22 protein-coding genes are annotated in these 19,162 nt (G+C 69.6%); 12 read left to right on the forward strand and 10 right to left on the reverse strand.

All coding sequences use genetic code 11. From position 1 onward, the window contains the following. The first annotated feature begins 263 nt into the window (after nt 1–263). From BDW27_RS25450 to BDW27_RS25495, 9 genes are all read left to right on the forward strand, one after another. Nucleotides 264–515, forward strand: coding sequence for a Smr/MutS family protein (locus BDW27_RS25450; RefSeq protein WP_110052146.1), 252 nt, complete (start codon nt 264–266; stop codon nt 513–515). 210 nt (nt 516–725) lie between these two features. Continuing rightward, the gene (locus tag BDW27_RS25455; protein WP_026129452.1) at nt 726–1,004 is read left to right on the forward strand and encodes a type II toxin-antitoxin system prevent-host-death family antitoxin; all 279 of its coding nucleotides are present in this window, start codon (nt 726–728) and stop codon (nt 1,002–1,004) included. After that, nucleotides 1,004–1,282 carry a type II toxin-antitoxin system RelE/ParE family toxin gene (locus tag BDW27_RS25460; RefSeq protein ID WP_233515931.1) on the forward strand — a complete coding sequence of 93 codons (279 nt, stop codon included), beginning with the start codon at nt 1,004–1,006 and terminating at the stop codon, nt 1,280–1,282. The genes BDW27_RS25455 and BDW27_RS25460 overlap by 1 nt, the downstream gene beginning before the upstream one ends. A 248-nt stretch (nt 1,283–1,530) precedes the next feature. Beyond that, nucleotides 1,531–2,439, forward strand: coding sequence for a MerR family transcriptional regulator (locus BDW27_RS25465; RefSeq protein ID WP_110052148.1), 909 nt, complete (start codon nt 1,531–1,533; stop codon nt 2,437–2,439). A gap of 337 nt (nt 2,440–2,776) precedes the next feature. Next, a complete protein-coding gene (locus BDW27_RS25475) occupies nt 2,777–3,481 on the forward strand; it encodes a DUF5753 domain-containing protein (RefSeq protein ID WP_110052149.1) in 705 nt (234 codons plus the stop codon). Between the two features lie 12 nt (nt 3,482–3,493). Next, nucleotides 3,494–3,682, forward strand: coding sequence for a DUF397 domain-containing protein (locus BDW27_RS25480; RefSeq protein ID WP_110052151.1), 189 nt, complete (start codon nt 3,494–3,496; stop codon nt 3,680–3,682). Nucleotides 3,683–3,898: 216 nt separating this feature from the next. After that, a complete protein-coding gene (locus BDW27_RS25485; protein ID WP_110052153.1) occupies nt 3,899–4,144 on the forward strand; it encodes a DUF397 domain-containing protein in 246 nt (81 codons plus the stop codon). 49 nt (nt 4,145–4,193) lie between these two features. Beyond that, nucleotides 4,194–4,379, forward strand: coding sequence for a DUF397 domain-containing protein (locus BDW27_RS25490; protein WP_110052155.1), 186 nt, complete (start codon nt 4,194–4,196; stop codon nt 4,377–4,379). Nucleotides 4,380–4,580: 201 nt separating this feature from the next. Then, complete coding sequence (locus tag BDW27_RS25495) at nt 4,581–4,817, forward strand: DUF397 domain-containing protein (protein WP_017545625.1); 237 nt, start codon at nt 4,581–4,583, stop codon at nt 4,815–4,817. A 42-nt stretch (nt 4,818–4,859) separates the two neighbouring features. Here BDW27_RS25495 and BDW27_RS25500 read toward each other — a convergent pair whose 3' ends face one another. Continuing rightward, a complete protein-coding gene (locus BDW27_RS25500) occupies nt 4,860–5,786 on the reverse strand; it encodes a PfkB family carbohydrate kinase (RefSeq protein ID WP_110052156.1) in 927 nt (308 codons plus the stop codon). A 104-nt stretch (nt 5,787–5,890) separates the two neighbouring features. Between BDW27_RS25500 and BDW27_RS25505 the strand changes: the two genes are divergently transcribed. Then, nucleotides 5,891–6,682 carry a VOC family protein gene (locus BDW27_RS25505; protein ID WP_110052158.1) on the forward strand — a complete coding sequence of 264 codons (792 nt, stop codon included), beginning with the start codon at nt 5,891–5,893 and terminating at the stop codon, nt 6,680–6,682. Between the two features lie 42 nt (nt 6,683–6,724). Here BDW27_RS25505 and BDW27_RS25510 read toward each other — a convergent pair whose 3' ends face one another. From BDW27_RS25510 to BDW27_RS25525, 4 genes are all read right to left on the reverse strand, one after another. Beyond that, nucleotides 6,725–8,296 carry a long-chain-fatty-acid--CoA ligase gene (locus BDW27_RS25510; protein WP_110052160.1) on the reverse strand — a complete coding sequence of 524 codons (1,572 nt, stop codon included), beginning with the start codon at nt 8,294–8,296 and terminating at the stop codon, nt 6,725–6,727. Beyond that, nucleotides 8,281–9,255, reverse strand: a complete 975-nt coding sequence (locus BDW27_RS25515; RefSeq protein WP_110052161.1) for an amidohydrolase family protein — start codon at nt 9,253–9,255, stop codon at nt 8,281–8,283. The genes BDW27_RS25510 and BDW27_RS25515 overlap by 16 nt, the downstream gene beginning before the upstream one ends. An 80-nt stretch (nt 9,256–9,335) precedes the next feature. Continuing rightward, entirely contained in the window at nt 9,336–10,175 is an 840-nt protein-coding gene (locus tag BDW27_RS25520; RefSeq protein WP_017545620.1) for an EamA family transporter, read from the reverse strand. A 258-nt stretch (nt 10,176–10,433) separates the two neighbouring features. Further along, complete coding sequence (locus BDW27_RS25525) at nt 10,434–10,919, reverse strand: Lrp/AsnC family transcriptional regulator (protein WP_026129451.1); 486 nt, start codon at nt 10,917–10,919, stop codon at nt 10,434–10,436. Nucleotides 10,920–11,104: 185 nt separating this feature from the next. Here BDW27_RS25525 and BDW27_RS25530 point away from each other — a divergent pair, with 185 nt between their 5' ends. Both BDW27_RS25530 and BDW27_RS25535 read left to right on the forward strand, forming a co-directional pair. Beyond that, a complete protein-coding gene (locus BDW27_RS25530) occupies nt 11,105–12,382 on the forward strand; it encodes a CynX/NimT family MFS transporter (protein WP_110052163.1) in 1,278 nt (425 codons plus the stop codon). Between the two features lie 256 nt (nt 12,383–12,638). After that, nucleotides 12,639–13,943, forward strand: coding sequence for an MFS transporter (locus BDW27_RS25535; protein ID WP_199560767.1), 1,305 nt, complete (start codon nt 12,639–12,641; stop codon nt 13,941–13,943). A gap of 426 nt (nt 13,944–14,369) precedes the next feature. Here the strand turns inward: BDW27_RS25535 and BDW27_RS25540 are convergent, their stop codons facing one another. From BDW27_RS25540 to BDW27_RS25560, 5 genes are all read right to left on the reverse strand, one after another. Beyond that, the gene (locus tag BDW27_RS25540) at nt 14,370–15,098 is read right to left on the reverse strand and encodes an anti-sigma factor domain-containing protein (protein ID WP_017545616.1); all 729 of its coding nucleotides are present in this window, start codon (nt 15,096–15,098) and stop codon (nt 14,370–14,372) included. Between the two features lie 8 nt (nt 15,099–15,106). Next, nucleotides 15,107–15,700, reverse strand: a complete 594-nt coding sequence (locus tag BDW27_RS25545) for a sigma-70 family RNA polymerase sigma factor (protein WP_017545615.1) — start codon at nt 15,698–15,700, stop codon at nt 15,107–15,109. A gap of 149 nt (nt 15,701–15,849) precedes the next feature. Next, a complete protein-coding gene (locus BDW27_RS25550; RefSeq protein WP_017545614.1) occupies nt 15,850–16,515 on the reverse strand; it encodes a fasciclin domain-containing protein in 666 nt (221 codons plus the stop codon). Between the two features lie 96 nt (nt 16,516–16,611). Then, a complete protein-coding gene (locus BDW27_RS25555) occupies nt 16,612–18,315 on the reverse strand; it encodes a molybdopterin-dependent oxidoreductase (RefSeq protein WP_110052165.1) in 1,704 nt (567 codons plus the stop codon). 147 nt (nt 18,316–18,462) lie between these two features. Continuing rightward, nucleotides 18,463–19,092: a fasciclin domain-containing protein gene (locus BDW27_RS25560; RefSeq protein ID WP_110052166.1), complete on the reverse strand. Its 630-nt coding sequence runs from the start codon at nt 19,090–19,092 to the stop codon at nt 18,463–18,465. Nucleotides 19,093–19,162: the final 70 nt, after the last annotated feature.

Here is a 19,162-nt window from a genome sequence, read left to right on the forward strand (position 1 = left end):
GGACCTCAGCAAGGACCGGTGCCTGCGCCAGGAGATTCAGAAGTTCCGGAACAGCTCGGACCAGGACGTCAGATCAACGGCTAGTGCGCCCCCGACAACGAACACGACCTGCCGCCGTCCGAGAGCCAGCTCCTGAGTAGTCAGTGTGGGTGCCGACTGCTGTCAGTGGCCCGAGGGGGCGGCCGCGTTCAGCATCGGGCTGAGCACCGCGGGGTCCTCGCCTCCTTGCGCGTATGATCCGGGCCATCGGAGAAGGGGCGGGAGTGCGACTCAAACTCGATCTGCACGACATTTTCAACAAGGGCGTCAGCATTGACAAGGCCCTGAACGACATCATGGACGAGGCCGAACGGAAGCGGGCCAAGACCATCGAGATCATCCCGGGCAAGGGCTCGGGGCAGTTGAAGAAGCGGGTGCTGCGCTTCCTCAACCGCAAGGACGTCAAGGCCCGCTACCACCGCGTCGAGAAGGACTCCAAGAACTTCGGTCGCCTGTTCGTCCACTTCAAGCACTAGGAGGCCCGGGGGCGGCGGAGGATCTCTGAGTGCTAGAAGTGGACGAACAAGCAGCCAGGAGTCCTGCAACGACCACACCTTCCCCGAGCATGCGTCTGCCGTGGGACTCATACCGTGACCAGGTGCACGTCGTCCGTGCCGATTGCGTCCACAGCGTCAAACAGAGTGGCTAACTTAGCCAAGTTGGCGAATTTGGCGTATCGTGGGGGCATGAGTACTGAGCCAATGGAGCTGTCTGTCGCGGATGCCCGCAACCACTTCTCCCAGCGCGTGAACAGGGCGGCCTTTGGTGATGAGATCACCTATGTGACCAGGGGGCGCAAGCACGAGCGTGTAGCCGCGATCGTTCCGATCGAGCTGGTCGAGGCCTACGAGGAGCTGCTCGATCAGCAGGACGGTGCCGTCGCACATCAGAGGTTGGAGGAGATCCGGTCGGGTGACGCCGAGGTTGTGTCCGCGGAGGACGTGGCCAAGGAGCTCGGCCTGTGATGGATGGGCAGTCGCGTTCCTACGATGTGGTGTTCGACAGCCGGGCCAGTAAGGAACTCGGCAAGTTGGACAAGCCCGTAGCGCGTCGCGTGTACTCAGCCGTGATGGCTCTGGCTGAGGAGCCCCGTCCGGACGGGTGCCGTCAGCTCAGCGGTTACCCAGGTCTGTGGCGTGTCCGGGTGGGCGACCACCGGGTGGTCTACTCGATCGATGATGGTCGCCTGGTCGTCGTGGCCCTGCGTGTCGCCCATCGTCGTGAGGTCTACCGGAATCTCTGAGCAGGACTTCCGTAAGTGCGTTCAGCCAAGAACTACGGTCGCCTGTTCGTCCACTTCAAGCACCAGGCCGTGATCCAGGTTCGGGTTCCGTACTCTTCACGCGCGAATCGCGCCTGCCTGCACGGACGCGGCATCGGGTGAAGGGCGCGAGGCGTTGGCGCGGGGCGGTGCGCAGGGGTTGCACCTTCCGTAGCGGCATGTGGTCCAGTGGACTCAAGTCCCGAGTCCTTGAGGAAAGGTCCCCGCTCATGCAGGTGTCTCTCATGCCACCCCGTCAGGTCAAGATCGGTGACGCGGCGGCCTTCGTCGGCATCACGCCACGGGCGATTCGCCACTACCACGAGATCGGTCTGCTCCCCGAGCCTGAACGGGGCGGCGATGGCCGCCGCCGTTACGGGCACGAGGACATGATCCGCCTGCTGTGGATTCGCAGGATGGCCGATGCCGGGATCGCCCTGGACGACATCCGCGACTCCTTCGCGACCGATACGACTTCCGGTGGCGCCGACAGCGGAGGCGGTATCGCGGGCACCCTGGAGCGGTTGGAGGAGACCCTCACCGAGCGGGAAGCAGAACTGCGGCGGCAACGGACCGCCGTGCAGCGGATGCGCACCGAAGGCAGCCGGATGGGCCTGCTCTCCGACTTCGTCACCGAACGCCTCAGGAGCCTGCCCGAGGGCTCCCTGCGCCAGGCGGACCTGGACACTCTGCTGGTTACTGAGCGGATCCTCGGCCCGCTCGGCGCGGCCGTCCAGGCCACCCGCTTCATCGCCCTGGCCACGCATCCCACTCTGCGGGAGGACGCTGACCGCATCGATGCCGCCGAGGAGGCCCTCGACGACACCGTCGCCGTCGACGATCCACGGGTGGCCCAAGTGGCCGCCGAACGGCACAACTTCGAAAGCGCACTGAATGCCGTCATCGAGGAGTCCGGCCTGGACAAGGACGACGATGCCCTCTTCGACGCCTGGGACACTTTGCACCCTCCCGCCGATGACGGCGAGGACGAGGCCCACCTCAGCACTGGCAGGAGGGAGGCAGGATCCATGAGCGCGTTCGAAGCCCTCGGCAAGATGCCCTACGACTTCTCCCCGGCCCGCCAACGCTGTATGGAACTGGCCGTGGAACTGTCCGTCCAAGGCTCACCCGCTACCTGAACCGTGAGGTCGCCTGGTCCTCGCGCCTGTGGGGGTGGCTGGGGCCCGGCGGGTGCCGGGCCCCAGCCTCTCGTCGGTTCAGGTTGGGATGCCGATCTCGTGGGTGAGGGTTCGGCTGAGGGTTTCCAGGGTGGTCAGGCCCAGGAGGAGGGTGGAGCTGATGGCGGTGGCGGGCCATCCCCACCGCCATCAGCGGGGTGCTCGGTGGCGGCCCCGGGGGAGGGCGGGTTCTGGTTCGGCCTGTGCGGCGTCGGCTGCCCATTGGGCCTCTTGGGCCTTCTGTTCGCGTTGTTGGCGGGCCACTTTGACCCAGTGCGGGAGGGGTCCGTGTTGAAGCATGTACGCCACGCGGGGGTTGTCGCTCATCCTGTTGGACTACTACGAAGTCGAGGACCCGGCCACGCGGAAGGCCACCATCGACCTCGCGCGACAGTCCCGCGAGCGTGGTTGGTGGACCAAATTCAAGGACGTGTTCGGTACCGACTCCTTGGTTGGCTTCGAGGAGGAGGCTTCTGTCATCTCCACCTGGCAGCCCGTCGTCATCCCGGGCCTGCTCCAGACGGAGGGCTACGCAGAGGCCTCCGTGCGTGCCAGCCTGGCCCGCCCGTCTAACGAAGTCGCTCGCCAGGTTGAAGCACGCATGGCCCGGCAAGACGTCCTTGAAGGTGAACAGCCTCCGACTGTGTGGGCTGTGATCGATGAATCCGCTCTGCGCCGGATGCCTACGGAGGACGGTGTCGCTGCGGGGCAGATCAAGCATCTGATTGACGCAGCGGAGAACCCTGATAACGGAGTCACTATCCAGGTACTTCCGTTCACTGCCGGGCTCCATCCCGGAGTGTCAGGACCGTTCGTCGTCTTGGATTTCCCCGACGAGATGGACGCACCGATCGTCTACCTCGAATCGAGGACAGAGGGGCTGTTCCTAGAGGAGACGGAGGAGGTCGGTGAGTACCGGCACGTGTTCGATCATCTCCAGGTCACAGCCCAGTCACACACGGAGTCGATCCGCACCATGAAGAAGATCCACGACGCTCTGTAGAAAGCAGCCGACATGCATTCATCCACTCAGCTCAACTTCCGCAAGTCGAGCTTCTCCAGCACCAACCGCGACTGCGTCGAGGTCGCTGACTTCCAGGGAGGCTCTGCGGTGCGAGACACCCAGAATCGCGATGACGGGCACCTCGCCTTCGCGCCCCAGGAGTGGGTCGCTCTACTCAGCACTGCGCGCACCAACCGGTAGCCCGTACAAAGGATGAGGGCCCTGACCGTGATGGTCGGGGCCCTCTGCATTCATCCAATCCGAATTCTACCCCGCACTCCTGCGGGCGGGAAGCAGGCTCCTCTGTCCACAGCTGGACAGGAGTTCGGGACATTCTTCTCTGCACACGGGGCGTTGAAGCGGGCAGGACTGTGCATGAGTCAGTCAGTGCCCTCACTCCCAGCGGAGGCCCCCAAGATGCACCCTCACATCGACGAACTCACCTTCCACAAGTCCAGCTACAGCGCCAACAGTGCCAACTGCGTCGAGGTCGCCCGCTTCCGCAAGTCCTCCTACAGCGGGGGCCGCACCGACAACTGCGTGGAGGTCGCTGACCTCCCCAGCGGCGCCGCTGTCCGCGACACCCAGAACAGGAACTTCGGCGCGCTGTCCTTCCCGTCCTCGGAGTGGTCGGCCTTGCTCTCCATCACCCGCACTGGATGACGAGCGGATGTTCCGTGTCTCAGAGATGATCACCCGATAGGAAGAGCCGATGTACTCGTTCCCTGCTGAGGCCCCCTGGCGCACTTCGTCCTACACGCAGCAGCAGAACTGCGTTGAGGTCGCTGACGCGCCAGGGTTGTCTGCTGTCCGAGACACCAAGAATCGCCAGCAGGGTCACCTGGCGTTCGCCTCCCCGGAGTGGCACGCCTTTGTCGCGGGAATTCGACAGAGCTGACCTCAGGCGGAACGCAGGCCCCTAGGTGAAACCAGGGGGCCTACGTGTACTCGTTCCAAGACCACTTTACCCCGGAGTGGCGGGCGGCCATTGTCCACAGCTGGACAGTGTCTCGGGACGTTTTCCTCTGAGCACGGGTGTGGAAGCGGGCAGGACTGTGTATGAGTGAGTCACTGCCCACCCCCAGCGGAGGTTCCCAAGATGCACCCCCACATCGACGAACTCGCCTTCCACAAGTCCAGCTACAGCGACCGCAACAACTGTGTGGAAGTCGCCCGCTTCCGCAAGTCCTCATACAGCGGGGCCCGTACCGAAAACTGTGTCGAGGTCGCTGACCTGCCCACCGGTGCCGCCGTCCGAGACACTCAGCACAGGGAACTCGGCGCGCTGGCCTTCCCCTCCCTCGAATGGTCCGCGCTCCTCCGCGTCGCTCAGTAGCCCGAACACGAACGACCCCGACCGTGGTGGCCGGGGCCTTTCTCACTCCCGAGCACTCAAAAACCCCTCCAGTTCCTCCCGAGTGGGCGAGGTGGCGGGGCCGGGCCGGGTCACTGCCAGGGCAGCCCCCGCGTTGGCCCGGCGGGCGGCCTCCCACGGCGAACTACCCGAGGCCAACGCGGCGGTGAACACACCTACATGCGCGTCGCCCGCGCCGTTGGTGTCCACGGCCTCCACGGCGAACCCCGGGACTCGGACGGGCTCAGCATCCCTCGTGGCGACCAGACAACCCTCGGCGGAGTCGCGCAGCACCACCACCCCGTCGGGTGCCACACGTTTCACCAGCATCGCGGCGGCGGCGTGCAGGTCAGCAGTCCCGGTGACGGTGACCGCCTCGGCAGCACTCAGGCTGAGCACGTCCGTCCGTGCCAGCACCGTCGCGAGAGTCCCGGTGGGAACATCACCCACCACCGGCGCCGGGTCCAACACCAGCCTCACCCCCTGCGGAAGCTCACCGATCCAGGTGACCAGCTCGTCGGCGCGCTGCCCGGGCAGCAGCGAGTACCCCACCGTGTAAACGAAGTCGCCCTCCGCGGGGCGCAGGGCGCGCAGGTCCGCCAAGGGCAGGTCCGTCTCGGCACCCAGGTGCGTGACGAAGGTGCGTTCCGCCGAGGAGTCCACCAGTGCCACGCAGAAACCGGTGTCGCGGGGCCGGGGCGGGTGCGCGCACACCACCCCCGCGTCGCGCAGCGCGGCCCGGACCAGGTCACCGTGGGGACCCTTCCCGTGCGCACCCCCGTAGACCACCTCCATCCCGGCGCGCGTGGCGGCGGCGATCACGTTGAACCCGCCTCCGGGTACCGTGCGGGCGCTGCTGGCGAAGGTGTCACCACCCGGCTCGGGCAGGTGTTCGACGGTCATGACGACGTCGATGATCACCGGTCCCACATGGTGCAGGCGAACGGACATTCCTGGGTCCCTCCATCGTTCTGTTGTCGAGACTTTGCCCTGATCATCCCCGGTATGTCAGTGCTCTGGAGGACACTCAGGAGGGAGCCACGACGGGAGGCAGCATGATCACCACCGACTATGTGGTCGGTTCGCCCTGCTGGGTCGAACTGACCACCGCCGACGTGGACCGGGCGGTCGACTTCTACGGCCGGGTGTTCGGTTGGACCGCGGAGTCGGCCGGCCCGGACACCGGCGGCTACATGTTGATCAGGCACGAGGGTGCCCTGATCGGCGGACTCGGCCCGAAGATGTCCGATGACCAGGCCGTCACCTGGTCCCTCTACTTCAACACCCCCGACCTCGACATGACCTTCCAGCGCGCCCGGGAACTGGGCGCCACGCCCTACGTGGAGCCCATGGACGTCATGGGCCTGGGCAGGATGGCCGTCGTGGGCGACCCGCAGGGCGGGTCGGTATCCCTCTGGGAGGCCGGAACCCTACCGGGCATGGAGCGGACCGACGAGCCGAACACCTTCATGTGGGCCGAGCTGTGGACGCCCTCCGCCGAGGGCGCCAGGGAGTTCTACAGCGGCCTGTTCGGGTGGGAGTTCGACGCCTTCGACCTCGGCGACGCGGGCGTGTACTCGATCACCCGCCCGGCGGGACTGGGCGACGACCGGAGCTTCGGCGGGATCATGGGCGTCGACGCCGACAACCTGACCGCCACCAGGGGCGCGGCCGACTGGCATCCCGTCTTCCACTCCACCGACTGCGACGCCACCGTCGCGGAGGTCACCGCTGCGGGCGGACACGTCTACATGGGACCGGAATCCACCGCGGGCGTGGGACGGCTGGCGGCGGTCGCCGACCCGTTCGGCGCCGGGTTCGTGCTGCTCAGCCCGGACCCCGGGTAGGACCGACGGGCCCCGCTCGCCAGGCGGAGCGGGGCCCGGCCGCTACTGGCGCGAGACGGCGGAGGCGCCGCCGCGCAGCACGAACTTCTGGATCTTGCCGGTGGCGGTCTTGGGCAGCTGCTCCACGAACTCCACCTGGGTGGGCGCCTTGAAGTGCGCGAGATGCTCACGCGCGAAGGCGATGATCTCCTCCTCGGTGGCCGAGGCACCCTCGCACAGCACCACGGAGGCGCGCGGGGTCTCGCCCCAGCGCTCGTGCGGCACCCCCACGATCGCCACTTCCAGCACCGCGGGATGCCGGAGCAGCACCCCCTCCACCTCGACGGACGAGATGTTCTCGCCGCCGGAGATGATCACGTCCTTGATCCGGTCCTGGATCTCCATGTAGCCGTCCGGGTGGGTGACGGCGGCGTCTCCGGTGCGGAACCAGCCGTCGCCCATGGCCTGTTCGGTGGCCTCGGGGTCGTTGTAGTAGCCCTTCATCACCACGTTGCCGCGCACGGTGATCTGGCCGACGGTCGTCCCGTCCCAGGGCACCTCGTCGCCGTTCCCGTCGACCACGCGCAGCTCGCCGGAGGTGATCAGCTCGACCCCTTGGCGGGCCTTGACCGCAGCGCGTTCGCGCACGTCCAGGTCGCGGTGCTCGGGACGCGGTTCGCAGACCGTGATGAAGGGCGTGGTCTCCGTCAGGCCGTAGACGTGGGTGACGGTCCAGCCGAAGTCCTCCTCCAGCCGTTCGATGGTCTCGGCGGCGGGCGAGGCCCCGGCCGTCACCACGTGCACCCCCGGCGCGACGGTGCCACGTACGGCCTCGGGGGTGTTGGAGAGCATGATCAGCACCGTGGGCGCCGCGCACAGCCAGGTCACCTCCTCGGTGCGGATGAGCTCGAACACCCGCGCCGGGTCCATGGCGGGCAGGCACACGTGGGTGCCCCCGGCGGCCGTGACCGTCCACGTGTAGGTCCAGCCGTTGGCGTGGAACATCGGCAGCGTCCACAGGTACTTCTCGCCGAGCCCGATCCGCAGGTGCAGCAGGGTGCCCACCGAGTTCATGTACGCGTTGCGGTGGGTGATCATCACACCCTTGGGGCGCGCGGTCGTGCCGGAGGTGTAGTTGATCGTGAGCAGGTCGGTCTCCGCGATCTCCGGGCGCGCGAAGTCGGGGGAGGCCGCCGCGACCAGGGACTCGTAGTCCTCCCACCCGTCGCGGACGCCCTCCAGGGCGACGAAGCGCTCCACCCCGGGCATCCGGTCCCGCACGCCCTCGACCGTTTCCAGCTGGTCGGAGTGCACGCACAGCACCTTGGCGCCGGAGTGGTTGACGATGTAGACGAAGTCCTCGGCGGTCAGGCGGAAGTTGACCGGGACCAGGACCGCGCCCAGCTGCGGGACCGCGTAGAACGACTCCAGCTGCGCGTGCGTGTTGGGCGCGATGTAGGCGACCCGGTCGCCCTTGGCCACGCCCATGTCCTGGAGCGCGGACGACCAGCGGTCGCAGCGGTCGAAGAACTGCTCGTAGGTGAGCCGGAGGTCCCGGTCGACCAGCGCCTCGCGGTGCGGGTGCAGTCTGCGGGTCCGGCGGGCGAACTCCAGGGGAGTCAGGGTGAGTTCCATCGTGCCCTCTCTGTGTGGTGCTGCCTGGTGTCGGCGACCGGCTGGGTACGGCCGGGGCGGGTCGGGAGGTCGAACAGTGCGGCGGCGTTGTCGTGCAGGACTCCGCGTAGCCAGTCCTCCCCCAGGTCCAGTTCGACCAGGCTCCGGATCTGGTCGAGGTAGCTGTACGGGATGTTCGGGAAGTCGGTACCCAGGAGCACGCGGTGACCGAACTCCCGGAGGCGGGGCAGCTCCTCCCGGGGGAAGGGCGACCGCCGCTCCGTGAACGGGGTGAACGTCATGGTGGTGTCCAGGTGGACGCGGTCGTACCCCTCGACCAGGTCCAGGAACGCCGAGTACTCGGGCGCGCCCGAGTGGGCGACCACGGCGGTCAGCGCCGGGTGCTGGCGCAGCACCTCCGCGAAGGGGCCGGGGCCGGTGAAGTTCCCGGGGGTCGGTCCGGAGCCGCAGTGGACGACCACGGGGGTACCGGAGTCCGCGAGGGCGCCCCAGACGTCGGAGAGCAGGGGGTCGCGCGGGTCGTAGGCGCCGACCTGGAGGTGGGCCTTGAAGACGCGGGCACCGGATCCGATCGCCTCGGCCACGTAGCCGGCCGCCTCGGGCTCGGCGAAGAAGGTGGCGCTGCGCAGGGAATCGGGGTGCCGGTCGGCGAAGTCGGCCGCCCAGCCGTTGAGCCAGGCGGCCATGGCCGGCCGGTGGGGGTAGGAGAGCGCGGTGAAGCCCAGGACGCCGAACCCGCGCAGGAGGGCGACCCGTTCGTCCTCGGCCACCCGGTAGCGGGGGTTGAGGGGCCAGACGCCATCGCCGAGGGCGTCGAAGTAGGCCTGGACCTTGCGCAGGACGTTGTTCGGCATGAAGTGCGTGTGCACGTCCACGAGGCCGGGGAGTCCGAGCCCGCCCCAGATCCGGCGGATCGCGGTCTCCTCGTCACCCTCGGGGGCAAGTGAGATTCCAGTCACATGCGCCAGCCTACGACCGATCCGAACCGCGCTCGGGGCTGGGGCGGGCCCACTGGTCAGTGACGGTCCCGCGCGCTGGGTCAGAGGGTCAGGAGGAGGACCCCGGCCACGACCACTGCCGAGGCGACGATCCGGACCGCACCCACGCGTTCCTTGAAGAACACCAGGCCGATCAGCGCCGCGAAGACGATGCTGGTCTCCCGTAGGGCGGCGATCCCGGCGACGGCTCCCGACAGCTGTGCCCACAGGACCAGCCCGTAGGCGCCCGCGCTGACCGCGCCGCCGAACAGGCCGACCTTCCAGATCGGCCTCAGCTGCTCGGCCAGGTTCCTCCGCCGGGTGGCCAGGGCCACGAGGAAGAACACCGGTCCCTGGAGCATCATGATCCACGTGATGTACCCCAGCGGATCCTGGGTCAGGCGCACCCCGTAGGCGTCCACCACGGTGTAGGAGGCGATCGCCAACCCGGTCGCGAAGGCCGCCAGGAGCGCGGGCACGTGGTGCCGCCGGGGCAGGCCGCCCGCGAACACCAGGATCATGAGCCCGGCCGAGATGACCAGGACCCCGACCAGCTCCTGGAGAGGCAGGCTCTCGCCGAGCAGGAGGACCCCGATGAGGGCCACCACCCAGGGCGCGGTGCCGCGGGCCAGGGGGTAGACCTGCCCGAAGTCGCCGGTCCGGTAGGAGAGCATCAGCAGGGTCAGGTAGAGCAGGTGCGTGCCCAGGGACGCCAGGAGGAGCGGCCAGGCCTCGGGCGGCGGCATCCCGACCACGAACAGCAGTGGGAGGGTCACGAACATCCCGCCGAGTCCGATCAGCGCGAAGCCGAGCAGGCGGTCGGTTATCGCGTGCGCGATCGCGTTCCACGCCGCGTGGAGCAGTGCCGCCACCAGCACCGCGACGACGATAGGTGTGGTCATTGGATGTCTCGCAGAGGGTAAGGGGGACCCCGCAAGGCTAGCCCCCGCTCTCCGTGCGTCCCCGTGGGCACCCCGGCCCGGCCTCTCCGGTCAGGCGAGAACGCCCTGTGCGGGTTGTGTCCGACCGGAGGACTGCGGGCTCACGAGAGACGCTGCGTGCCCCCGCCCTCCGTGCGTCCGGGAGGCGGCCCCGGCCCGGCCTCTCCGGTCGGGTGAGGACGCCCTGTGGGGGCTGCGCCCGACCGGAGGGTCGCGGGCTCACGAGAGGCGCTGCGCTCGGGCGTTGGTGGGTGAGATGTGGCTGTTGCGCAGGTGCTCGTAGACGATCGAGGCGCGCACGTCGGCCACCTCCGGCCGCTCGGTCAGCTTGTCCACCACGAAGGCGTACAGGCTGTTGTTGTCCGGCAGGGCCACGTGCACCAGGAAGTCCTCGTTCCCCGAGGTGACGAAGACCGACAGGGTGTCCGGCAGGGCGCGGACCCAGTCGCGGAAGGCCTCGATGTTGTGGCGCGAGGGCTTCACGACGCTCACGGTGATGAGCGCCTGGACGGGGCGTCCGATGAGTTCGAGGTCCACGTCCAGGAGTGAGCCCCGAATCACACCTCTTTCTCGCAGTGCGCGGGTCCGATCCAGCGTCGTCGTGGGCGATGCGCCGACCGCCGCGGCCACGTCCCGGTTGGTTTTTCGTGCGTCTGACTGGAGTTCGGCCAGGATCGCCGTATCTAGTTCGTCAAGATCAGCCATGACCAGAGTTTACCCGTACTTAATACGGGTTGTTGTGTTCGACTCCGAAGCATGCGTAACATCTGAGCGAAAAGGTCGTATTTGGCTCGCCAGGAAGTGATCCTTCCCGGAGGCACTGTCGCCCGCCGGTCGGCCAGCACTGGTGCAACGTCGCACCACCGCAACACAAAGGGACGTCCGTCACCGTGAGACCTTCCTCTGTCGTGGCCGTCGCCGACCGACCGTCGGTACGCCCGGAACCGCGGGGCCGCCTCCTGGCCCTGCTCGCCATCGTCTGCGCGGCGCTCAACCTGCGCCTCGTGGTCACCTCCCTGTCCCCCCTGCTGACCACCATCGGCGAGGAGTTCGGGTTCACCGCCACCGTCGTGGGTGTCTTCGGCACCCTGCCGCTGGTGGCGTTCGCCGTGTTCGGCCTGGTCACCCCGGCCGTCATGCGCCGCCTGGGCCCCGAGGCCACGGCCGCTCTCAGCATGCTCCTCGCCGGTGTGGGCCAGGTGATGCGCGCCTTCGCGCCCGACACCGGAACCCTGCTGGTACTCACCGGGATCGCGCTCACCGGAGCCGCCCTGGGCAACGTCGTGCTGCCGCCGCTGATCAAGCAGTACTTCCCGGACCGGCTCGCCGCCCTCAGCACCGTGCAGATGGTCTCCATCCACCTCGGTGCCCTCTTCCCGCCCCTGGTCGCGATCCCCCTGGCCGAGGTCGCCGGGTGGCGGGTGGCCCTCGGCGTCTGGTCCTTCCTGGCCCTGGCCGCCGCGATCCTGTGGACCGTCCAGTGGCGGCGGCCCGGCAGCGCGCCGCGCGCCGCCGTCCCCTCCGGAGGGCCGTCCCTGGCCCGCCCGATCTGGCGAGTGGGCATGGCCTGGCGCATGGCGCTGCTGTTCGGCATGGTCACCTGGAACGTCTTCACGCTGTTCACCTGGCTGCCCGCGCTGCTCGACGAGGCCGGGCACGGCCCCGCCCTGGCCGGGAGCCTGGTCTCCCTGATGGTCGGCACCAGCCTGATGTTCGGCCTGGTCGCGCCGATCGTCACCCTGCGGGCCGCCAACACCTTCCCGATCGTCGCCCTCGGGCTGGTCGGCTACGGCGTGGGCTACCTCGGTGTGGCCGCGGCCCCCGGGTACGCCGCGCTGTGGGTGCTCTTCCTCGGCATGGGCACCAGCCTGTTCGTGGTCGTCATGACCATGATCAACGCCCGCAGTTCCACACCGCAGGGCGCGGCGGCCCTGTCCGGGTTCGTGCAGGGGGCGGGCAGCGGTATCGCCCTGGGCGGCCCGTTGCTGTTCGGTCTGTTCAACGAGCTGACCGGCGGCTGGACCCTCTCCTACACGGTGATCGCTGGCGGTTCGCTGGTCGTGGGCCTGGTGGTCGCCTACGTGGAACGCACCCCGTGGACGATCGAGGCGGCCGCCCAGCGGCGTCGCCCGGACCGCTCACCCGACCTCCCGGGCGTCCGTTCCTGAAGGGGCGGCCAGTAGTGGCCAATTCGTCGGATATGCGAAACATGTGTCCACTCAAGCTCGCAATGCCCACAACAGGCGCATAATGTCTGTCTGAGTAACTCACCCCCCGAAAGACCCTCCTTCGTGATCCCCGCCGTTCCCTCCTGACGCCCGAGACCCGCACGCACACCGTGACGGGGGCGCCCCGGGCAACGCTCGGAGCCGGGCCGCGGGGCACCCCCGGGATTCACCGGGTATCACGACGGGGTCGGACACCATGACGATCGAACAGCGGCACCCCTCCCCGCCCCCGGACACGGCGTCCCCACCGGGCCCCGGGACCGTGGCGCCGGGGGACGGATCGGCCCCGCTCCTGCGCAACCAGGACTTCCAGGCACTGTGGTCGAGCCGGTTCCTCGCCGGGCTGGGCAAGGAGAGCGGCGAGGTCGCCTACCCACTGCTCATGCTGACGCTGGCCGGATCGGCCGCCGAGGCCGGGTTCGTCGGCGCGGCCCAGGTGGCCACCACCATGGTCGCGGCCGTGCTCGGCGGCTCCCTCGCGGACCGTGTCAACCGCCGCGCCGTGCTGCTCGTGTGCGACCTCGGCCGCCTGCTGCTCCTCGTGGCCTTCGCCGGAACCCTGATCGGCGGGCACGCCACCGTGCCGGTGGTGGTCGCCGTGGCTGTGATGTCCTCGGCGCTCATGGGTGTCTCCAACCCGGTCGCCATGGCCGCGATCAAACAGCTCGTGCCGCCCGCGCAGATGGCCGACGCCGCCGCGCAGAACCAGATCCGCTTCTTCACCACGACAACTCTGGGCCCGCCCGTCGCCGGGTTCCTCTTCAGTCTGGGACGGGCCTACCCCTTCCTGGCGGAGGCCGTCCTCTACCTGGTGTCGGGGGCGCTGACCCTGCGCATCCGGCGCCCCATGCAGGCGCGGCTCGACGGCGCGGAACGGATGAGCCTGCACGGAGCGGTTCGGGGCTTCGCCCTGCTGGCCCGGGACCCGATCCTGCGGCCGATGCTCGCGTGGATCGTCTGCTTCAACCTGGCCTTCACCCAGACCGGTGCGTTCCTGGCGCTGATCGCCACAGCTGACGACCGCGGCGCCTCCCACTTCGTGGTCGGCCTGACCGTCTCCCTCGCGGGCACGGGCGGGCTGGTCGGCGCGTTGGCCGCAGGGGTGGTCGTGCGCCAGGTGAGGCCCAGCGCGATCTTCCTCTTCACCGCCTGGTCGGCTCCCGTCTGCGCGCTCGCTCTGCTGGTCGCTCCGGGCGTGCTGTCGCTCGGGTTGATCGTGGGGTTCGTGTTTGCCGCCGTGCCCAGTGTGAACGCGGTGTTCTACAGCTACGTCGCCACCTCGGTCCCCGACCGCTACCAGGGGCGGGCACTGGGCGCGGTGACGTTCATGGCGCTGCTGTCCCAGCCGGTCGGGATCGTCGCGGTCGGACTGCTCTTCGACCTCGCGGGGCCGATCCTCGTGTTCCTGATGATGGCGGTGGTGTCGGCCCTGGCCGCCCTCCTCACGCTCGGGCCCACCATGCGCGACCTGCCCCGGCCGGAGGAGATCGCGCGGAGGTGAGCCCTGCCCTGCCGCTGTGCGTGGAGATGGTTTTGCCCGGAACTGCTTGCGGAGGTGACCCCTGCCCTGCCGCTGCTCGTGGGGTGGGTCCCGCCTCGGCACCGTTCACGGAGGTGAGTTCTGACCGGCACCGCTCGCGGAGGTGAGTCCCGCCTCGGTACTTCTCGTGGGGCGGGTCCTGTCCCGGCCGGAGGAGATCGCGCGGAGGTGACCCCTGCCCTGGCACTGCTCGTGGGGTGGGTCCTGCCCCGCCACCCCTCACGGTCGTGGGAGGTGGCTGGGTGGGGGAGGCCGCGGAGCACGGGGACCAGATCCCGCGACGTGCCATGGCCCCTCGACGCGCTCCGGACACGACGCGGCCCCCGCCTAGGGGACGGGGGCCGCGTCCGGACTTCGGACGCCGCACGTTGGCGGCGCCGATACCGGTCAGCCGGTGACCGGCATCGCCATCACCGGGTCGGACGTGGGCTGCTCGGAACCGCCCTCCGGCTCGACGGTCACCGCCACGCCCTCGGTCCCCTCGTCCGGTTCCGCGAGGACCGGCAGCACGAACCCGGCGTCGTCCACGGAGAGCACGCCCGCCGAGTACACGCTGCCGTCGTCGCGGGTCAGCCAGAGCTGGTAGTCCTCGTCGTGCAGGTCGTCCAGCCCGTGCGCGCTGAACACCAGGTTGCCCAGGTCCTCGGAGTGCACCACGGTGACGCTCACGCCCTCCATGGGCTCGGCGCTGGTGGAGACCGCGTCCGGCGCGGAGATCACCGCCGCGATCCGCTGTTCGTTGGTGCGGAGCTCGTCCACCTGGCGGCCCTGGTCGAGCACCACTGCCCCCAGCGCGATGATCGCGGCCACGCACGCCGCCAGCGCCAGACCCAGCATCCACGGCCAGGCGCGACGCACGCGCGGCTCGGGCAGACGCTCGGGAGCCGGGGCGAGCTGCCGTGTCCGGGCGACCTCCTCCAGCACGCGTGCCCTGAGTTCGGCGGGCGGGGCCTGCGCGGTCGCGGCGGCCAGCCTCGCCGAGGTCTCCTTGAAGCCCCGCACCTCCTGGACACAGGAGTCGCAGTCGGCCAGGTGGTCCTCGAACCGGACGCTCTCGTTCGGGGAGAGGGCGTTGAGCGCGTAGGCGCCCGTCAGTGTGTGCGTGTCCTGCCCCATCGTCCCTCTCACCAGTCCACCCCCAGACAGTCCCTGAGCCTTATCAGCCCGTCACGCATGCGCGTCTTGATGGTCCCCAGGGGCGACGACAGCAGGTTGGCCACCTCACGGTAGGAGTATCCGCCGTAGAAGGCCAGCCGTACCGACTGTTCCTGGAGCTCGGTCAGCGTGTCCAGACATCGGCGCACGCGTTCTCGTTCGAGCCGGTTGGTGGCCTCCTCGGCCACCTCGTCGTAGGGCCTCTGGGTGTCGGCCGCCGCGGCCCGGGCCTCCCGGTCGGTGCTGGCCTGCTCGGACCGCACCCGGTCCACGGCCCTGCGGTGGGCGAGGGTCATCACCCAGGCCTGGGGGCTGCCCCGGCGGGCGTCGTAGCGGCAGGCGCTGCGCCACACCTCCACGAGCACCTCCTGCGTGACCTCCTCCGACTGGGCGGGGTCGCGCAGGATGCGGCGCACCAGCCCGTACACGGTGGGGCTGATCAGGTCGTAGACCCGGCCGAAGGCGTGTTCGTCGCCGCGCGCCACGAGGCGCAGCAGCTCCTCCAACCCGGGCGGATCGGCGTCGTGGACCGCGTCGTGCGGTGCGGCGGCTGCCCTGTCCATCCGGACCCTTCTCGTCTCGGTGATGTGGTGCTGGTTCGTTGCGCGACCGGGCCTGGGGTGGGGCCGCGGTCAGGTTCCCGGTGGGGGACCCGGACGGCCCGGCCTCAACGCGCGGACCGCCCGGGTGTCCCTCCCGGCGTAGCCTCTCACTAGGAGGGCATCAGCACCGTGTCAACGATGTAGACGGTCGCGTTGGAGGTCTGCACGTTGCCGCAGACCACGCTCGAGTCGCCGTTGACGGTGTAGTCCTCGCCGGAGCCCTCGGTGGTGACGTCGTCGCCCTGGAGCGAGGTGAAGGTGCCGTTCTCAAGGGCCTCGGGGGCCTGCTCGCCCTCGACCACGTGGTAGGTCAGCACCTCGGTGAGCTGCTCCTGGTCCTCCAACAGGGCGTTGAGGTCCTCCTCGGGGATCTTGTCGAAGGCCTCGTTGGTGGGCGCGAACACGGTGATGTCCTCGGCCGAGTTGAGCGTGTCGACGAGGTCGGCCTCGCCCACGGCCGTGACCAGGGTGGACAGCAGCGGGTTGTTGGACGCCGCCGTGGCGACGGGGTCCTGGGCCATGCCCTCGAAGCTGCCGTCACCGTCCTCGGGCACCTCGGCGCAGCCGGGGCCGAAGTTCTCGCCCGCGGTCTCGGTGCCCTCGTCCGTGTTCTCGTCGGTACCGGTGTCCTCGGTCTCCTCGGCGCCGCCGGCGTCCGTGTTCTCGCTGCCGGAGTCGTCCATGCCGCCACAGGCGGACAGGCCGAAGGCGAGCGCGGCGGCCGCGGCGGTGGCGGCGAGCTTGTTCCTGCGGGCGGTGGCGGTCATGCGGTTCATCGTGAGTCTCCTTTGTTGCTGACTGCGTTCTCGGTCTGTGTGGTGGCCGTGCGCGGAGGGTCCGGCGTGCGGCGGTGCGCGCTCGGAGCCGTCTCCTCAGGTGGCCGTGAAACGGATGCGGTGCCAGCCCGTGGCGCCGTCGGGGATCGGGTCAACCCGCTCGGACGGCTGGGTGAATCCGGTGGCGTCGGTGGCCCTGACCTCCACCGCGTGGTTGCCGGGGCCGACGGTGGTCTCGGCGACCCACTGGACCCAGGTGTCGATCCCGGGGACCTCGGCGAGTTCGGCCTCCCACCAGTCGCCGTCGTCCACCCGCACCTCCACCCCCGCCACCCCCGTGTGCTGGGCCCAGGCGACCCCGGCCAGGACCACCTCGCCGGACTCGACCCGCCCCAGAGGGGAGGGCACGTCGATCCGGGACATGGTCTTGATCGGTGCCCTCACGCCCCAGCCGCGCTGGGCCCAGTAGGCCTGCTCGTCGGCGAAGCGGGTGAGCTTGATGTCGGTGACCCACTTGGTGGCGCTGACGAACCCGTACAGGCCCGGCACCACCATGCGGGCGGGGTAGCCGTGCTCGTGGGGGAGCGGTTCCCCGCCCATGCCCACGGCCAGCAGGGCGTCGCGGCCGTCCATGACCACCTCGGTGGGGGTTCCGCAGGTCCAGCCGTCGCTGGAGGTGCTGAGGATCTGGTCCGCGCCCGACCGCACCCCGGCCTCCCGCAGCAGGTCCGCCAGGGGGAAGCCGAGCCAGCGGGTGTTGCCGACCAGGTCCCCGCCGACCTGGTTGGACACGCACGCCAGGGTGATGTCCGCTTCGACCAGGTCGCGGGAGAGCAGTTCGTTCATGTCGATCTCGAAGGGGCGGTCCACCATGCCGTGCACGCGCAGCGTCCACCGGGCGGGGTCGGGCCTCGGGACCGTCAGGGCGGTGTCGATCCGGTAGAAGTCCGTGTTGGGGGTGGTGAAGGGTGCCAGCCCCGGGACGCCGAGGTCGACGCCGGACGGAAGGGCGGGCAGCGGGGACGCGGGGGCGGGCAGGGCCAGCTGGATTCCGGTGCCCGCGCCGCCCAGGAGGGACGGCAGCGTGCGTCCGAGGGCGCCAGCGGTCCCGGAGGCGGCCAGGACCCCGGCGGCGGTGAGGACGAAGCCCCTCCGGCCGGGTCCCGCGTCCGGGCCCGCCTGGGGGACGCCGGGGGCGTCACCCCTCGCACGCGGCCCCCGGTTCGGTTCGGTGTCCTTCTCGGAACCGGCCTCGGCGGCGCGGTCCGTGTCGGTCTCGTGCTTCGGCTCGGCGTCCGGTCCCGACCCCTGGGCGCGGGACGGAGCCGGGCCCAGGCTCCTCAGCAGCAGAGCGAGGGCGACGGTGCCCGCGACCCCGCCGACGACCACGGCCGTGGCCGCCCCCAGGTCGTCGGCGCGGCGCAGGGCCACGGCGGCTAGCCCCACCGCCGTGAACAGCCCCAGTCCCACGTATCCGGCCACAGGGCGGCGCGAAGCCACGACACCCAGTGCCGCCCCGGACAGGATCAGTACGATCAGCACTCCGATGACCAGCACGGCCTTGTCAGCCGTGCCGAAGAGCGCGATCGCCCATGACATGAGGAACTGGGGACTGTTGTCGACGAGCGCGTCGCCGACCGTCACCACCGGGGACGTCACGCGGAGGAGCCCGGCGGCGAGTTCGCCGAAGCCGAGCGCCGCCCCGACGACGAGCAGGCCGAGGCCCGCTCCGACGCCCCAACGTCGTCCGTCGCGTGGCGGGTGCTGTTCCCCGCGTGTCCCGGTAGTCACGTGGGGCATTCGGGGCCGGGAGGGAACCGGATTGGTGGACGGGGAGGTTTTCCGAGATTTCTCCCCCGGGATCCCGGTGCGCCCCTCCGCTCGACGCCGGGGGAGCTGCCATCCGGGGTGAGCCGTTCCGCGCCGTCCGGGCTCCCGGGCCCCGGATCAGGACGGCATGAGGAGCATGTCCACCACGTGCACGGTGGCGTTGGCGGTCCGCACGTCCGCGCAGTCCACGGTGGCGTAGCCGTCCACGGTGTACTCAGCCCTGGAGCCGGAGACACGCACCTGGCCCCCGTTGAGGGAGTCGAAGACGCCCCCGTCCAGTTCCGAGCTGTCCACCTCGCTCGCGACCACGTGGTAGCCGAGCAGGTACGCCAGCCTGCCGGAGTCTTTCAGGAGGTCGTCCATCTGCCCGTCCGGGTACATGTCGAAGGCGTCGTTGGCGGGGGCGAACACGGTCACGCCCTCGGCGTTGTCCAGTTCCTCGCTGAGCCCGGCCCGTTCCAGGGCGTCGGCCAGGTTGCCCAGCACCGGACTGTCGGCGATCGCCGTGGCGAACGGCTGGTCTGCCATCGCGTCGAGACTGCCCCCACCCTCCGAGGGGAAGTCCGAGCACCCGGGGCCGAAGGGGCCGTCCGTGCTCCCGTCCCCGGCCGCACCCTCTCGCCCGCTCTCCTGCCCCGACTCCTGGGCGCCCTCGCCATCGGTGTCCCCGTTCCCGGAACCACAGGCTCCGAGAGCGAGGGCGAGAGCCACGGCCGTCGTGACCGCGGCCAGCGTGGATCCGCGCATGCGTCTCTCCTTCGGGAGATGTCCCTCCGTAGCCAAGTCACGACGCTACGTGTCGGTAGGGTGCAGTGCG

It is taken from the genome of Nocardiopsis sp. L17-MgMaSL7, assembly GCF_003182025.1.
Taxonomy (GTDB): Bacteria; Actinomycetota; Actinomycetes; order Streptosporangiales; family Streptosporangiaceae; genus Nocardiopsis; species Nocardiopsis prasina.

What these genes read in the sequence shown, in the direction of transcription:
- BDW27_RS25455 (WP_026129452.1), top strand. Translation starts at nt 726, where the DNA reads ATGAGTACTGAGCCAATGGAGCTGTCTGTCGCGGATGCCCGCAACCAC.
- BDW27_RS25460 (WP_233515931.1), top strand. Translation starts at nt 1,004, where the DNA reads ATGGATGGGCAGTCGCGTTCCTACGATGTGGTGTTCGACAGCCGGGCC.
- BDW27_RS25465 (WP_110052148.1), top strand. Translation starts at nt 1,531, where the DNA reads ATGCAGGTGTCTCTCATGCCACCCCGTCAGGTCAAGATCGGTGACGCG.
- BDW27_RS25475 (WP_110052149.1), top strand. Translation starts at nt 2,777, where the DNA reads ATGTACGCCACGCGGGGGTTGTCGCTCATCCTGTTGGACTACTACGAA.
- BDW27_RS25480 (WP_110052151.1), top strand. Translation starts at nt 3,494, where the DNA reads ATGCATTCATCCACTCAGCTCAACTTCCGCAAGTCGAGCTTCTCCAGC.
- BDW27_RS25485 (WP_110052153.1), top strand. Translation starts at nt 3,899, where the DNA reads ATGCACCCTCACATCGACGAACTCACCTTCCACAAGTCCAGCTACAGC.
- BDW27_RS25490 (WP_110052155.1), top strand. Translation starts at nt 4,194, where the DNA reads ATGTACTCGTTCCCTGCTGAGGCCCCCTGGCGCACTTCGTCCTACACG.
- BDW27_RS25495 (WP_017545625.1), top strand. Translation starts at nt 4,581, where the DNA reads ATGCACCCCCACATCGACGAACTCGCCTTCCACAAGTCCAGCTACAGC.
- BDW27_RS25500 (WP_110052156.1), bottom strand. Translation starts at nt 5,786, where the DNA reads ATGTCCGTTCGCCTGCACCATGTGGGACCGGTGATCATCGACGTCGTC.
- BDW27_RS25505 (WP_110052158.1), top strand. Translation starts at nt 5,891, where the DNA reads ATGATCACCACCGACTATGTGGTCGGTTCGCCCTGCTGGGTCGAACTG.
- BDW27_RS25510 (WP_110052160.1), bottom strand. Translation starts at nt 8,296, where the DNA reads ATGGAACTCACCCTGACTCCCCTGGAGTTCGCCCGCCGGACCCGCAGA.
- BDW27_RS25520 (WP_017545620.1), bottom strand. Translation starts at nt 10,175, where the DNA reads ATGACCACACCTATCGTCGTCGCGGTGCTGGTGGCGGCACTGCTCCAC.
- BDW27_RS25525 (WP_026129451.1), bottom strand. Translation starts at nt 10,919, where the DNA reads ATGGCTGATCTTGACGAACTAGATACGGCGATCCTGGCCGAACTCCAG.
- BDW27_RS25535 (WP_199560767.1), top strand. Translation starts at nt 12,639, where the DNA reads ATGACGATCGAACAGCGGCACCCCTCCCCGCCCCCGGACACGGCGTCC.
- BDW27_RS25540 (WP_017545616.1), bottom strand. Translation starts at nt 15,098, where the DNA reads ATGGGGCAGGACACGCACACACTGACGGGCGCCTACGCGCTCAACGCC.
- BDW27_RS25545 (WP_017545615.1), bottom strand. Translation starts at nt 15,700, where the DNA reads ATGGACAGGGCAGCCGCCGCACCGCACGACGCGGTCCACGACGCCGAT.
- BDW27_RS25550 (WP_017545614.1), bottom strand. Translation starts at nt 16,515, where the DNA reads ATGAACCGCATGACCGCCACCGCCCGCAGGAACAAGCTCGCCGCCACC.
- BDW27_RS25555 (WP_110052165.1), bottom strand. Translation starts at nt 18,315, where the DNA reads ATGCCCCACGTGACTACCGGGACACGCGGGGAACAGCACCCGCCACGC.
- BDW27_RS25560 (WP_110052166.1), bottom strand. Translation starts at nt 19,092, where the DNA reads ATGCGCGGATCCACGCTGGCCGCGGTCACGACGGCCGTGGCTCTCGCC.